11 protein-coding genes are annotated in these 15,398 nt (G+C 27.0%); 9 read left to right on the top strand and 2 right to left on the bottom strand.

Annotated features, from left to right (window positions below; translation table 11 throughout):
• The first annotated feature begins 140 nt into the window (after window positions 1–140).
• Window positions 141–704, top strand: coding sequence for a GNAT family N-acetyltransferase (locus tag MTX53_RS06585; protein WP_244832927.1), 564 nt, complete (start codon window positions 141–143; stop codon window positions 702–704).
• Here MTX53_RS06585 and MTX53_RS06580 read toward each other — a convergent pair.
• Entirely contained in the window at window positions 697–1,293 is a 597-nt protein-coding gene (locus tag MTX53_RS06580; RefSeq protein WP_244832925.1) for an HD domain-containing protein, read from the bottom strand. The two genes, MTX53_RS06585 and MTX53_RS06580, sit on opposite strands and share 8 nt — an antisense overlap.
• Before the next feature lie 126 nt (window positions 1,294–1,419).
• On the opposite strand from MTX53_RS06580, the gene MTX53_RS06575 reads away from it, so the two are divergent.
• The 6 genes from MTX53_RS06575 to MTX53_RS06550 all read left to right on the top strand — a co-directional run bounded on the left by MTX53_RS06575 (window position 1,420) and on the right by MTX53_RS06550 (window position 13,514).
• A complete protein-coding gene (locus MTX53_RS06575; RefSeq protein ID WP_244832923.1) occupies window positions 1,420–3,351 on the top strand; it encodes an ABC-F family ATP-binding cassette domain-containing protein in 1,932 nt (643 codons plus the stop codon).
• A complete protein-coding gene (locus MTX53_RS06570; protein WP_244832921.1) occupies window positions 3,344–6,601 on the top strand; it encodes an SNF2 helicase associated domain-containing protein in 3,258 nt (1,085 codons plus the stop codon). The genes MTX53_RS06575 and MTX53_RS06570 overlap by 8 nt, the downstream gene beginning before the upstream one ends.
• Before the next feature lie 152 nt (window positions 6,602–6,753).
• Window positions 6,754–9,372: a DNA mismatch repair protein MutS gene (gene mutS / locus MTX53_RS06565; RefSeq protein WP_244832920.1), complete on the top strand. Its 2,619-nt coding sequence runs from the start codon at window positions 6,754–6,756 to the stop codon at window positions 9,370–9,372.
• 22 nt (window positions 9,373–9,394) lie between these two features.
• Window positions 9,395–11,251 (top strand): DNA mismatch repair endonuclease MutL, encoded by a 1,857-nt coding sequence (gene mutL / locus MTX53_RS06560; protein WP_244832919.1) that lies wholly within the window; start codon window positions 9,395–9,397, stop codon window positions 11,249–11,251.
• Between the two features lie 28 nt (window positions 11,252–11,279).
• Window positions 11,280–12,218, top strand: coding sequence for a tRNA (adenosine(37)-N6)-dimethylallyltransferase MiaA (gene miaA / locus MTX53_RS06555; RefSeq protein ID WP_244832918.1), 939 nt, complete (start codon window positions 11,280–11,282; stop codon window positions 12,216–12,218).
• Entirely contained in the window at window positions 12,219–13,514 is a 1,296-nt protein-coding gene (locus tag MTX53_RS06550; protein ID WP_244832917.1) for a methionine gamma-lyase family protein, read from the top strand. It abuts the gene before it with no gap.
• Between the two features lie 65 nt (window positions 13,515–13,579).
• Here the strand turns inward: MTX53_RS06550 and lexA are convergent, their stop codons facing one another.
• Window positions 13,580–14,185, bottom strand: coding sequence for a transcriptional repressor LexA (gene lexA / locus MTX53_RS06545; protein ID WP_244832916.1), 606 nt, complete (start codon window positions 14,183–14,185; stop codon window positions 13,580–13,582).
• Window positions 14,186–14,323: 138 nt separating this feature from the next.
• Here lexA and MTX53_RS06540 point away from each other — a divergent pair, with 138 nt between their 5' ends.
• Together MTX53_RS06540 and MTX53_RS06535 are read left to right on the top strand one after the other, a co-directional pair.
• Window positions 14,324–14,746 (top strand): hypothetical protein, encoded by a 423-nt coding sequence (locus MTX53_RS06540; RefSeq protein WP_244832915.1) that lies wholly within the window; start codon window positions 14,324–14,326, stop codon window positions 14,744–14,746.
• Window positions 14,747–14,842: 96 nt separating this feature from the next.
• Entirely contained in the window at window positions 14,843–15,367 is a 525-nt protein-coding gene (locus MTX53_RS06535) for a YtxH domain-containing protein (RefSeq protein WP_244832914.1), read from the top strand.
• Window positions 15,368–15,398 lie beyond the last annotated feature (31 nt).

The raw sequence follows: 15,398 nt of genomic DNA, 5'->3' as shown, positions 1-15,398 counted from the left end.
TTCATCAGTCTTTATTATACTCTAAAAACAAAAATATTAAAATACTAAAACAGATAAAATATAGCAAATATATCACTTATCAGAACAAAACATATGTTATAATGGTAATATATAGAAAAACTTTATGGGAGGGATTTATATTGTTAAATCATGTTGGAACTGTAATTCTACGTACAAAACGATTTATTTTGAGGCGATTTAGAGATGATGATGACATAAAACTATTTAATAATTTTACATCTTCTTATGAAGTTACTAAGTTTTTACCGTGGAAACCACATAAAAATTTAAAAATTACTGATTTAGTTTTGCATTCATGGATTAAAGAATATAGTAATATAGAATATTATAATTGGGCAATCTGTTTAAATGATACAGATGAACCGATAGGAAGTATTAATATTACATCAATAGATAATTATAATGAAAATTGTGAGGTCGGGTTTTGTTTATCTAAAGAATATTGGAATCATAAAATTATGACAGAGGTTTTAAATGAAGTAATAAGATTTGCATTTTCAGAGGTTGGTTTTGTAAGAATTTCAGCAAGACATGCTGCTAAAAATATAGGATGCGAAAAACTTCTTGAAAATGTTGGCTTTAAATATGAAGGAACATTAAGAAAAATAATAAAACTATCAGATGGGAAATATACAGATTGTAAATATTATTCGATTTTAAAGACAGAAATGGAAATCAGTTGATTTCCATTTCCATTTCTTTTATAAAATTTTGTATAAACTCAATTCTTCTTTTAAATTCATTTCTGCCAAATTTAGTTTTGGCTCTGTAAATTTTTTTACTGTTTGATTCAAAATAATCTGTAATTCGCCTATATGCTTTGTAATATGTAGCAGAGTCCTTTTCATTTACAACGGTAGCCATTGAATCCCATATTATACTGAGTGCTCCTACTTCATCTAATAAATCAGCATCCATAACTATAGAGCAATTTTTAGGAAAAGACATTTCCTTATTTTTTAAAGAGTGGTTTTTTACGATAAAGACAACTTCATCTATTACTGATTCATTAAAATTATGTTCTTTTAGAAAATCATATGCTATTTTTGCGCTTACATCTCCATGTGGAATATTATCATCCCATCCTGAATCATGAAAAAGAGCAGCTAAAGATATAATTTCTTTATTTCCACATTCTATCTCGTTAATTTTAAGAGCCCAATTATATACTCTCATAATATGACTGAATCTATCTCTAAACTTGTAGTTTGAAGGTCTCTTATTTTCTTCCGTTTTTTTACGGACAAATTCTATAACCTCTTCAATGTTCATATCATACCACCCTTATTATTATTTTACATTATTATATCATTTACATATATGTTAATCAATCGCTTAGCAAATAAAGTTAATGTATGTTAAAATAAAAGGTAAGAATATTATAAAGGGAGCATATTGATGAACATAATAACATTGACAGACATATCAAAATCTTATAGCGAAAAAACTCTTCTAGATAATGTATCACTAGGAATTAATGATGGAGATAAGATAGGACTTATTGGAATAAATGGTGCAGGAAAGTCAACATTTCTTAAAATAATCTGTGGAAAAGATGAATTTTTTAATGGAGATATTACAAAGAAAAAAAATGCACGAATAGAATATTTAAAACAAACACCAGATTTTGATCCAGACCTTACTGTTTTACAGCAGATTTTTAGAGCAGATACTATGGAAAATAAAATACTTTTAAGATATGAAAATATTGTTTATAAGATAAATAATAATAAAAATGAGGATCTTGAAAAGCTTAATAAAGAATTAATAGAGCTTCAGTCTAAAATAGATTCTTTAAATTTATGGACACTTGAAAGCCAGGCTAAAACAGTATTAACTAAGCTTGGAATTAATAATTATTCTGAAAAGATGAAGAATTTATCTGGAGGCCAGAAAAAAAGAGTTGCACTTGCAGCTGCACTTATAACTAAATGCGATGTTTTAGTACTTGATGAACCTACAAACCACCTTGATTCAGAATCAATTGAATGGCTTGAAGATTATTTAAACTCAAGAAAAGGTGCTCTTTTAATGATAACTCATGATAGATACTTCTTAGATAGAGTTACAAATAGGATATTAGAACTAGATAATGGAAAACTTTACTCATATCCTGGAAATTATACAGATTTTCTAAATAAAAAGATTGAAAGGTTTGAAACTTTAAAATCACAAGATCAAAAGAGAAAATCTCTTATAAGAAATGAACTTAAATGGGTAAAAAGAGGGGCTAAGGCAAGAAGTACAAAGCAAAAAGCAAGACTTCAAAGATTTGAAAAATTAGTTAATACGGAATCTTTAAGAAATCCAGAAAATGTGACCATGGAGTTTGTTGGTAAAAGACTTGGTAAAAAGATAGTTGAAATACATAATATATGTAAAACTTATGAAAAACAAAATATTATAAATGATTTTACTTATACTTTCTTAAAAGGAGATAGAATAGGAATTATAGGGCCTAATGGAGCAGGAAAAACAACTCTTGTTAATATTTTATGTGGAAAAATAAATTCAGATTCAGGAGACATTGATATTGGAGATACTGTAAAGATAGGATGTTTTTCTCAAGACAGCACAAATATGGATGAAAATGAAAGAGTAATTGATTATGTAAAAGATGGTGGAGAATTTATAGAAGTTTCAGATGGAAGTAAAATATCTGCCTCTACAATGTGTGAGAGATTTTTATTTACAAGTGATATGCAGTATACATTCATAGGAAAGTTATCAGGTGGAGAGAGAAGAAGGCTTTATCTTTTAAGAGTGCTTATGGAATCACCAAATTTTTTAATTTTAGATGAGCCTACTAATGATTTAGATATTGAAACATTAAGAATATTAGAAGATTTTCTTGATAAATTTAATGGGGTAATTCTTACAGTATCACATGATAGATATTTCTTAGATAGAGTTACAAATAAAATTTTCTCATATGAAGGAAATGGAAAGATACAGATATATCATGGAAATTATAGTGATTATTTAATTCAAAAAGAGATTGAAAAACCTGAAAAAGTTGAAAAACAGGAAACAGAAGTGAAAAAAGATGCTAAATGTGGGAAAGTTAAGATTAAAGATAATAAACCTAAATTTACATTTAAAGAACAAAAAGAGTTTGAAGAGATAGATGGCATAATATCATCTATAGAAAGTAAAATTGAAGAGCTTGATAAAGAAATAGAAAATAATCCAACAGATTATGAAAAATTAAATAAATGTGTAGAAGAAAAAAATAAGTTAAATGAAGAACTTGATTTAAAAATGCAGAGATGGGAATACTTAAATGAAAAAGCAGAAGAGATAAAAACTTGGAGGAATTCTGATGATTAAGCAGCTGCTTCATGAAAGTTTTATAAATCTTACAAATGATGATATAAGGTTTACGGCAGATAGGATACTTAAAAATGATCTTATTTATAATCTTGATGTTAATTTTAAAGATAATTATATTTTTATTAAATCTATTGTGGTTTCAGAAAGTCTTTTTAATGAATATAATTGTACACTCGTAGTTGATACTCAGAGTATGAGCATTGTTAAAACTAAATGCACATGTGATGAATTTGAAAAAAACATATCAAAAAAAGATATTTACTTATGTAAGCATCTAGCAGCTACTTTCTATGCTTTTTCAGAAAAAATTGATAAAGATGAAGTGCTTAGAAATAACCTTTTTATGAATATTAAAAAAGATGATGATAATAAAAAGCTTTTTAAAATTTCAAAGACTAATTATCTAGATATACTTTTAGATACGGAAAAAAGAGAAAAGTTAAAATTAGAGATAATAATAGATAGAAATAACTGGTCATCTAGTATTCAAGCAGAGTTGAGGATTGGATTAGTAGATCTTTATAAAAAAATGTATGTAGTAAAAAATATTAGAGAATTTTTAGAATCTGTAAATAATAATTACATTTTAAGATTTGGTAAAAATCTCACTTTTGATTCAAAGAAATATTATTTTGAATATAAAGATAAAAAAATAATAGAATTTATTACAAACTTAGTATCTTTAGATAATACTACTCATTCATTTAGAAGATATCAAGATCGTTTAGTTGATGGAAAACATTTTACGATACCAGATATGTTCTTAAAAGAGTTTTTTTCGCTAATAAAATATAACAGAGTTTATCTAGGAGATGGATTTTTTACAAGAATTGTTGATACGGAAGTAATAGAAGGTGATATGGATATATCATTTTCTATATTTGAAGAAAAAAATAATATTGTTATGGATTTAGCTGATGATCTTCCAGAGCCTTTAAATGAGGGCATGGATTTATTTTTGTTTAGAGAATATATATATATTCCATCATATAAGCAGTGCGCATTTTTAAAGCTATATATTAACGTATTTAAGCATAATAAGAAACTGTATTTTGACAAATCTTATGAAAACAGAATATTAAAAGAGCTCGTTCCTAAAATAACTGAAGCAAGGGCAAGTGTAGATCTTTCTGAAAAATTAAATAAGAGACTCATTAAGTCTCCTGTACATTTTAAATTTTATTTTGATAGAGGTAAAAAAATAAAACTTGTTTTTAAGGTCTGTTATAGTGATGTAGAATTTAACTATTTTGATGATTATAAAGAAAAAATAATACTTAGGGATAATAAAAAAGAAGATAATATGTTAAATTTCATAAAATCTTTTGGATTTTGTGAGGTAAATAAAACTTTTTATTATATGAAAGACGATTCAGATGCATTTGAATTTTTTAAAACAGATATTGAAAAGTTTCAAAAAATGGGAGAGGTATATTATTCAGAAAATTTTAAAGGAATAAAACAATTTAATAAAAGCAATTTTAAAGGTGAGATAAAAAAAGGTAAATTTAATTATTTTGAATTTGAATTTAATTTATTAGATATGAGCGATGAAATTATAAATAAGCTAGTAAATTCATTTAAAAATAATATTAAATATTTTAAATTACCAAATGGTGAATTTCTTGATTTAACAAGTAATGATTTAAAAGATTCGCTTATGCTTTTATATAATGTAATTGATGAGAATAATCTTGAAAACAGTAAGATACTTTTAGATAAAAGTAAGGCTTTATATGCAGAGGATTATCTTCAGGATAAAGGGTTAAGGTATATAAAAACTGGTGATGAACTTAAAAAATTAAAGGAAAAGTTTAAAAAAGTTAAAAATGCTGTTTTCCCTCTTCCTAAGAATTTAAAAGCTGACTTAAGGTTTTATCAAAAAGAAGGGTACAATTATCTTAAAACATTAGATTTCCTTGGATTTGGAGGAATTCTTGCAGATGAGATGGGACTTGGAAAGACTGTACAAATTATATCTTTTCTTCTTTCTAAAGAAAATGCTAAAACTCTTATTATTGTTCCAACTTCTCTTTTATTTAACTGGAAAAATGAATTTTATAAATTTGCAGATGGAATAAAAGTATCTATTGTAAATGGAAGTAAGGGTGAGAGAAGAGATATCATTACATCCTATAAAGAATCTGATGTACTAATTACATCGTATAATCTTCTAAGAATAGACATAGATTTGTATGATATGAATTTTGATTACTGCATTTTAGATGAAGCTCAGAATATAAAAAATCCATCATCTAAACAGACTAAGGCTGTAAAAAAAATAAAAGCAGACTTAAAATATGCATTAAGTGGAACACCTATTGAAAATTCTTTAATGGAACTGTGGTCAATATTTGATTTTATAATGCCAGGATATTTATATAGCAAAAAGAAGTTTACTACTATGTACTTTAGACGATTAAACGAAGATCCAGAGATACTTACAGAAGTAAAAAGGCTTGTATCTCCTTTTATATTAAGACGTTTAAAAAAAGATGTAATAAAAGAACTTCCATCTAAAATAGAGAAGAGAGTTTATGTAGATCTTTCTAATAAACAGAAAACTGTATATAAAGCATATACAGACTATGTAAAAAAAGCATTAAGCAAAAAATTTAAAGAAGAGGATAATGTAAAAGGAAGTATTGAGATTTTAGCATATATAACAAAGCTTAGAGAGATATGTTTAGATCCATCTGTAGTAATTAATGATTATACAGGAACTTCAGCTAAAATTGATGCATTATGCGAAATATTAGACAGCTCAATATTAGAAAATCATAAGATATTGGTTTTTTCTCAATTTACAACAATATTAAAAAATATCGCTAAAATATTAGACAGTAGAGAATATAAATATCTTTATTTAGATGGGACAGTACAGTCTGAAAAGCGTTTTGACATTGTAAATAAATTTAATAATAGTAATGAATATAGTGTATTTTTAATTTCACTAAAGGCAGGAGGAACAGGACTTAATTTAACTAGCGCTGATATTGTAATACATTTTGATCCATGGTGGAATCCTGCAATCGAAGAACAAGCTTCTGATAGAGCACATAGGATAGGCCAAAAACATGTTGTTGAAGTAATAAAATTAATAGCAAAAGGTACTATAGAAGAGAAGATAGTAAGTCTTCAAGATACGAAAAAAGAAATGGCATCTGAAATTATCGGAAGTGATTCTAACTATGGAGCTAATATTTTAAAACTTAAACCAGATGAAATAATGAATTTATTTAATTAAGATATTAAATAAAACTTATAATATAAAAGAATACTTAAGACCACAAAATAGAGTGAAATCTTATTATTTGTGGTCTTGATTTTTTTGATATCATTTTCTTAGTGTGGTAAAATAATTTTTAGTAGAGATTTAAATTTTAAGGAGGCAATTTTATGGCTTTAACGCCTATGATGAGCGAATACATAAAGACAAAAAAACAGTATGAAGACTGTATTTTATTTTATAGATTAGGTGACTTTTATGAAATGTTCTTTGATGATGCAGTTACTGTGTCAAGAGAACTTGAACTTGTACTTACAGGGAAAAACTGTGGACTTGAAAATAGAGCACCAATGTGTGGGATACCTCACCATGCAGCATATTCTTATATACCACGTCTTATAAAAAGGGGATATAAGGTAGCTATATGTGAGCAGCTTGAAGATCCAAAGCTTGCAAAGGGGATTGTAAAAAGAGGAGTAATTAAGGTACTTACCCCTGGAACATATGTAGATTTAAATAGTGATTCTGACGATAATACATATCTTATGACAATAGACATAAATGAAGAAAGTATTTCACTTTCAGTATCTGATATAAGTACAGGAGAGTTTAAAACAACTACTTTTAAAAATACGATAATAACACTTTTAGATGAGATAGCTAAATTAGCTCCTAAAGAAATACTTTTATCAGATAAAATAGATGACACTATTTTAAAAAGAATAAATGAAGTATCAAATGCACTTATAACTGTTAAGAATTTTGATGAATATAAAGTTTCAAAAGAAGAACTTATAAAACAGTTCTCTGATCCTGAGGTTGAGTGTTTAGATGAAGGAAGTATAATATGCTCTGAAGTTTTACTAAAATACATAGAAAGTACACAGATGATGTGCTTATCTAATATAAATCTTTTAGAGAGATATGATATTGTAAATTATATGACTATAGATAATAATTCACGATTAAATCTTGAACTTACAGAAAATATTCGTGAAAAGACAAAAAAAGGTTCGCTTTTATGGGTTCTTGATAAAACATCAACAGCTATGGGAGCAAGAACTATAAGAAAATGGATTGAAGAACCTCTTATATCAAAGGATAGAATAGAAAAAAGATTAAATACTGTAGAGGAACTTTATAATAATGTAACATTTAATAATGATTTAAGAACTATTTTAAGTGATATATATGATATTGAAAGAATAGTTGGAAAAATTGCAAATAAAAATGTTAATGCAAAAGATCTTATATCTTTAAAAACATCTATTTCAATGCTTCCTGATATAAAAAATATTTTAAATGATTCATCGTCAGAGCTTTTATTATATTATTATAAAAATCTTGATGATTTATCAGATATAAGAGAACTTTTAGAGAAAGCTATTAAAGATGAACCTAGTTTAAGCATTAAAGATGGAGGAATTATAAAAGACGGATATAATTCTGAAGTTGATACATTAAGAAAATCAAAATTCCACGGAAAAGAGTGGATAGCTTCTCTTGAAAATAAAGAAAGAGAAATAACAGGAATTAAATCTTTAAAAGTTTCATATAATAAAGTTTTTGGATATTATATAGAAGTATCTAAAGCAAATCTTCAATATCTTAATGATGATAGATATATAAGAAAGCAGACATTAACTAATGCTGAAAGATTTATAACAGATGAACTTAAAACTATGGAAGATAAGATTTTAGGCGCAGAGGAAAAGATCGTAAATCTTGAATATTCATTATTTGTAGAAATAAGAGATAAAATTGAAAAAGAAATTCCAAGATTACAGATGAGTGCAAAAATAGTATCTGAACTTGATGCATTATCATCACTTTCTTATGTGGCAATTTCAAATAATTATGTAAAGCCTAATATTAATGAAGAAGGTATAATTAATATTAAAGATGGAAGGCATCCTGTTGTTGAAAAAATGATTCAAAGTGGGGAATTCATATCAAATGATTGTCTTTTAAATCAGGATGATAATGAATTCTTAATAATAACAGGTCCTAATATGGCTGGTAAATCAACATATATGAGGCAGACTGCATTAATAACACTTATGGCACAGATAGGATCATTTGTTCCAGCATCAGAGGCTAATATATCAATATGTGATAAGATATTTACAAGAATAGGTGCTTCAGATGATTTAGCAGGCGGAAAATCAACATTTATGGTTGAAATGAGTGAAGTATCTAACATATTAAAAAATGCCACATCAAAAAGTCTTGTCCTTTTAGATGAAGTAGGACGTGGAACTTCTACATATGATGGACTTAGTATAGCATGGGCAGTTATTTTATATATAACAGAAAATAAACATTTAAGATGCAAGACGCTTTTTGCGACACACTATCATGAACTTATTAAATTAGAAGGTAGTGTAAAAGGAGTTAAAAATTATTCAATCGCAGTAGAGAAGAAAGATAATAATATAGTATTTTTAAGGAAGATTGTAGAAGGCGGAGCAGATGAGTCTTATGGTATAGAAGTTGCAAAACTTGCAGGCCTTCCTAAAGATGTAATAAATAAAGCGAGGGATATATTAGCTTCTTTAGAGAAGAAAAAAGATAGCAAAAAGAGTGAAAACAAAGAGATTATAAAAGTAACTGAAGTAGAAACAGATAGTAAAAATAAAAAATCTGAAAATATTCAAATGGACTTTAATTCTCTTGAAAAAGATAATCTTTTAAAGAAATTAAAAAATGTAGATATGCTATCATTAAATCCTATGGAAGCCATGAATACTTTATATGATATTGTAACAGAAGCTAAAAAGTTAAATTAAACATTTTAAGGAGGAAGATATTTTGGGGAAAATTAATATATTAGATGATGATACATCGAATAAAATAGCTGCTGGTGAAGTTATTGAAAGACCTGTATCTGTAGTAAAAGAATTAGTTGAAAATTCAATAGATGCAGACGCTAAAAATATATTAATTGAGGTAAAAGATGGCGGCGAATCTTTAATTAAGATAATTGATGATGGTTTAGGAATTGAAAAAGATGATATAAAAAAGGCCTTTCTTCCTCATGCCACAAGTAAAATAAAAGAATCTGATGATATTTTTAAAATTAATACTTTAGGTTTCAGAGGTGAGGCACTTCCATCAATAGCTTCTATATCAAAACTTACTTTAAAAACTAAGACAAAAGAAGATACTTATGGGAATTCATTAAGTATTGAAGGAGGAAACATAGTTAATGAATCGCAGTGTGCTGTAAATAATGGAACCAGTATAGAAATTAAAGATTTATTTTATAATGTTCCTGCTAGAAAAAAGTTTTTAAAAACAACATCAAAAGAATCATCGTTAATAAACGATATAATTACAAGAATTGCACTTTCAAATAAAGATATAAGCTTTAAACTTATTAATAATTCAAAAAATGTAATACATACTTTTAAGACAGACAATTTAAAAGATACAATACAAATGCTTTATGGAAAAAATATAGTGAAAAATATTATTTATTTTGAAAATTCACTTGATGTTATGACTATTTACGGATACATTGGTAAAGAAGAAATAGCTAGAAGATCGAGAAATAATCAGAGTATATTTGTAAATAAAAGATACGTTAAAAACCGTTCAGTACAGGTAGCTGTAGAGCAGGCTTTTAAATCTTTTTCAACAGTAAATAAATTTCCATTTTTTATTCTTTTTATTGATATATATCCTGAATTTGTAGATGTAAATATACACCCATCTAAAGCTGAAGTTAAATTCTTAAATGAGAGAGAAGTTTTTAAATGTGTATTTGATTCAGTTCATGAGGCTTTAAAAAATGAAGTGTTTGATACATTTAAGATAGAAGGAGAAGATAAAAAACCATCTCCTTCTTTTGAGGAGATAAAATTCAAGATTACTGAGCAGGAAAACAATATAAATAAAAATATTAGTGATATAATAACTAAGGATAATGAAAAAAATAAAATTTTAGATAATAATATAAGTGATACGTTAATATCGCCTAATATACCTAATAGAAATGAAGATAATGAGGATCAAAAAAAAGAACCAGTTTCAAACGATTTTGAAAGTAAAACTTTTATAGAAGAAGAAAAAGTAAAAGAAGCAAAATTTCCTGAAATAAATATAATAGGGCAGTATAATAAAACATATATACTTGGCGAATATGATGGTGAATTATATATAATAGATCAGCATGCAGCATCAGAAAAAATAATGTTTGAAAAGTATTTAAATGATATAAAAACAGGTGATATAATAATTCAGCCTCTTTTAACTCCTATAGTTATTGAACTGTCTCAAAATGATTATTCTTATTTTGAAGAAAATAAGAATGTATTTAAACAGGCAGGATTCATTATAGATGAATTTGGAAACAATTCAATTTCTATTAAAGAAATACCTTACTTTTTGGGAAAGCTTTATGATAAAAAGTTCTTCTTAGATATATTAGATAATATTAAAAATCTAGGATCAGGAAAAACTACTGAAGTTAAGCATTTAGCTATAGCAACAAAAGCATGTAAAGCTGCAATAAAAGGTAATGACAAGCTTGAGAAAATTGAAATGGAAAAACTTGTTCACGATTTAAGATATTTAGATGATCCATTCCATTGTCCTCATGGAAGGCCTGTAATTATAAAGTTTACAAGCACTGATATTGATAAAAAGTTTAGAAGAATAGTATAAATAAATTTAAATGAAAGGTAATTTTTAAATGAAACAAAAACTACTTATTATAGGAGGACCTACAGCTGTTGGAAAAAGTGATATTTCAATAAAACTTGCTTCAAAGCTGAATGCTGAAATAATTTCTGCAGATTCGATGCAGATTTATAAATATATGGATATAGGTTCTGCAAAGATAACTAAAGAAGAAATGAAAAATATAAAACATTATATGATAGACATTATAGAGCCAGATAAAAACTATACAGTAGCTGAATATAAAAAAGATGCTACAAAATGTCTTGATGATATTATAAATAGAAATAAATTTCCTATAATTACTGGAGGAACAGGTCTTTATATAAATTCAGTTACATGTAAAATGGATTTTACAAATGCATATAAGGATGAAGAATATAGAGAAGAACTTGAAAAAATAGCTTCTGATAAAGGAAATTTCTATCTTCATGAAATGCTAAAAGATATTGATCCTATAAGCTATAAAGCTATACATATGAACAATGTAAAAAGAGTAATAAGAGCCCTTGAGGTTTATAAAATAACTAAAAAGCCATTTAGTTCATTTAATGCAGGCGATTCTTTTTATGATTCAAAATATGATATATATTATTATGTACTTACTATGGATAGACAAAAGCTTTATGAAAGAATAGATAAAAGAGTAGACATAATGATTGAAAATGGTCTTATTTCTGAATGTAAAAAGTTACATGATTCAGGACTTACAAAAGAGAATCAATCAATGCAAGGAATAGGGTATAAAGAAATTTTAAGTTATTTTAATGATGAAATAACTCTTAAAGATGCAGTAGAACTAATAAAAAAGAATTCTAGAAATTATGCAAAAAGGCAGCTTACATGGTTTAGACGAGATCCAAGATGCATATTCTTAGATAAAGATAAATTAACAGAAGAAAAAATGATTGAAAAGATATTAAATGATTTGAACAATAAGGAGAATATTTAAATGTTAAATGAAACAAAAAAATTTTTGAAAGATAAGTATAAGATAAATGATAAATGTTTTGAGTATTATGATATAGCAGATAAGGATTTAAAAGAGCAGTTTAAAGAATATGATGAAATAAGAGAGTATAATGTTCTTAAAGTTTTAAATGCTTTTCAAGAAGAAAATATAAGTGAAGCACATTTTACAAATACTACAGGATATGGACTAGATGATATGGGACGTGATGCTTTAGATAGAGTATATAGCAGAGTATTTCATACAGAAGCTGCACTTGTAAGACCACATATTGTAAGTGGAACACATGCAATAGGATGTGCAATGGCAGGAAACCTTCGTCCTAATGATAAAATACTTTGTGTATCAGGACTTCCATACGATACACTTTTAAGCGTACTTGGACTTTCTGAAACAAAAAATCCAGGATCTTTAGATGAATATGGTATTGAAACAGAAATAATACCTTTAGATAAAGAAGGAAATTTTAAGTTTGATGAAATAAGAGAAAAATTAAAAGAAGATAAAAAAATTAGAATGATACATATTCAAAGAAGTACAGGATATGCAGCTAGAAAATCATTTTCGATTTCTAAGATAAAAGAAGTTATAGATGTTATAAGAAGCGTAAGAGAAGATGTTATAATTTTTGTAGATAACTGCTACGGTGAATTTATTGAAACATTAGAACCAACAGATGTAGGAGCTGATATAATTGCAGGTTCTCTTATGAAAAACATAGGAGGCGGAATTGCTCCAGGTGGTGGATATGTAGCTGGTAAAAAAGAGTATGTTGTGAATGCAGAAAACAGAATGACTGTTCCAGGAGTTGGAGGAGAGTATGGAGCAACATACGGACTTATGCGAAGTTTTTATCAAGGACTTTTCAGCGCCCCTCATGTAGCAATAGAAGCTGTTAAGACATCAATCTTTGGAGCAAAGGTAATGGAACTTGCTGGATTTAAGGTTTTCCCACAATCTGATGAAAAGAGAACAGATATAATACAAGCTATAGAATTTTCTGATCCAGATAAGCTTGTAAATTTCTGTAGTGGTATTCAGCATGGATCACCAATAGATTCATTTGCAGTTTGTATACCATCTCCAATGCCAGGATATGATAGTGATATAGTAATGGCATCAGGATCGTTTATATCAGGATCTACTATAGAACTTTCATGTGATGGTCCATTAAGAGAACCTTATATTGCATATATGCAGGGAGGACTTAATTTTGATCATGGTCGTATTGGTATAATGATAGGTCTTAGTAAAGTTTTAGAAACTGAAAAGAACTAAAAATAAATATTTATAAATAAAAAAATACTCTTTACATAAAAATATAAGTATGTAAAGAGTATTTTTTAATATTCTCTATAAATTGCTACAAGTTTTCCTAAAACTGTACATTTATCAATTATTATAGGATCCATAGTATCATTTTCAGGCTGGAGTCTATAGTGTCCATTTTCTTTAAAAAATCTTTTAATTGTAGCTGAATCGTCAATTAAAGCTACAACAATATCACCATTAGATGCTACATTTGATTCTTCAACGATTGCAAGATCGTTGTTATTTATTCCTGCATTAATCATACTATTTCCATTTACACGCAATGCAAAAAGCTCTTTGTCATGCTTTATATAATCAAGTGGAAGTGGGAAAGTATCTTCATAATTTTCAACAGCAAGAACTGGACGTCCTGCGGTTATTTTTCCTATAATAGGGATGTTGACCATTTCTTTTTTAGGATTTGATAGTTCTAATATTTCAAGAGCTCTTGGCTTTGAAGGATCTCTTTTTATAAGTCCTTTTTTTTCAAGTCTTTTAAGATGGCCATGTACTGTAGATGTAGAACTTAGATTGACAGCTTCACAGATTTCTCTTACAGAAGGCGGATATCCTTTATTTTCAGTATATACTTTTAAAAATTCATAGATTTCTGACTGCTTGTTTTTCAATTGATCCATGTACTTTTCACCTCGCTATCTTAAATTAATTATATCATATTTGATTTTTTAATACAAACCTTTGTTCCCAGGTGCTTTGCAACAATATAAATGATATGTTATACTATGTATTGATAAAATTTTAATTGAGGTGTAAGTATGGGATATAAATATTCTGATGATGACTATTGTGATATATACGAAAATAAAATATGTGATAATTGTGGAAAATGTCTTGAAATGAATGGAATAGATACTAAAGCTATAAAAATAGAAGATATAGCTAAAAATAAAGATGAAAATAAAATCTTAGAAGAAGAGTATATGGAGGATATAAAAGCTGATCTTACTTCTGAAGAACTTGATGAAATAAATGAAGAAAATCTAAGTAATAGTGAGATTTACAAGAGATTTATGGAAAATAACAATTTAGATAATTCTGATTTAGATGGATATGAGGATGCTTTTGATCATATTGATTATGAAACAGATGTTTGCAATATTCCTGAAGATGAATTTAATAAAATGACAGATGAAGTTTATCCTGGAGTAAAACTTCTAAAGAAAAAGATTAATAAGTAGAAAGATTAATCAAGTTTATATAATTCGATCCTTGAATAGATTGTATCAATCTTTGGAATACTAAGTATGACTAAACAAGAAAGGATTGATTATTATATGAAAAAAAATAAATTGTTATATTTTTTTACTGCATCAGCTTTATCTGTAATGTGCCTTTTAGGTGGATGCCAAAATAATACTAATACTTCTGATACAACTACAGATGAAAATGTAGTAGAAAAAGCAGGAGAAGATATTAAAGAAAATGCAGAAAATATAGGAGATAACATTCAATATACAGCTAAAAATGTTAAGGATGATATTATAAAAGCAGGGTATGAAATTAAAGATGCTGTAACACCTGATAAATATAATTATTTTCCTAATTTTTCTGTAAATGAAACTAATTATACATATAAAGATGATCCAGTCATTATATATGAATTTGATAGTAAAGAAGAAATGAATAATGCACTTAAAAATATTACAGATGATGGCATGACAATAAAAGATGCAACAACAGATTTTAAATCTGCACCATATTATTATACAAAAGAAAATACTTTAATTATATATGAAGGAACTGATAGCGACTATGTAAATGAATTGAAAAAAATATATACTCCTTATCAGCCAAGCTAAAAAGAGCAGGGAAGTGCACGTTTTTAAAAGT

Origin of the sequence: Clostridium sp. BJN0001 (genome assembly GCF_022869825.1) — a bacterium.
Lineage (GTDB): Bacteria > Bacillota > Clostridia > Clostridiales > Clostridiaceae > Clostridium.
The sequence above is the reverse complement of the archived record's forward strand: the minus strand, read 5'-3'. Positions and strand labels throughout refer to the sequence as shown.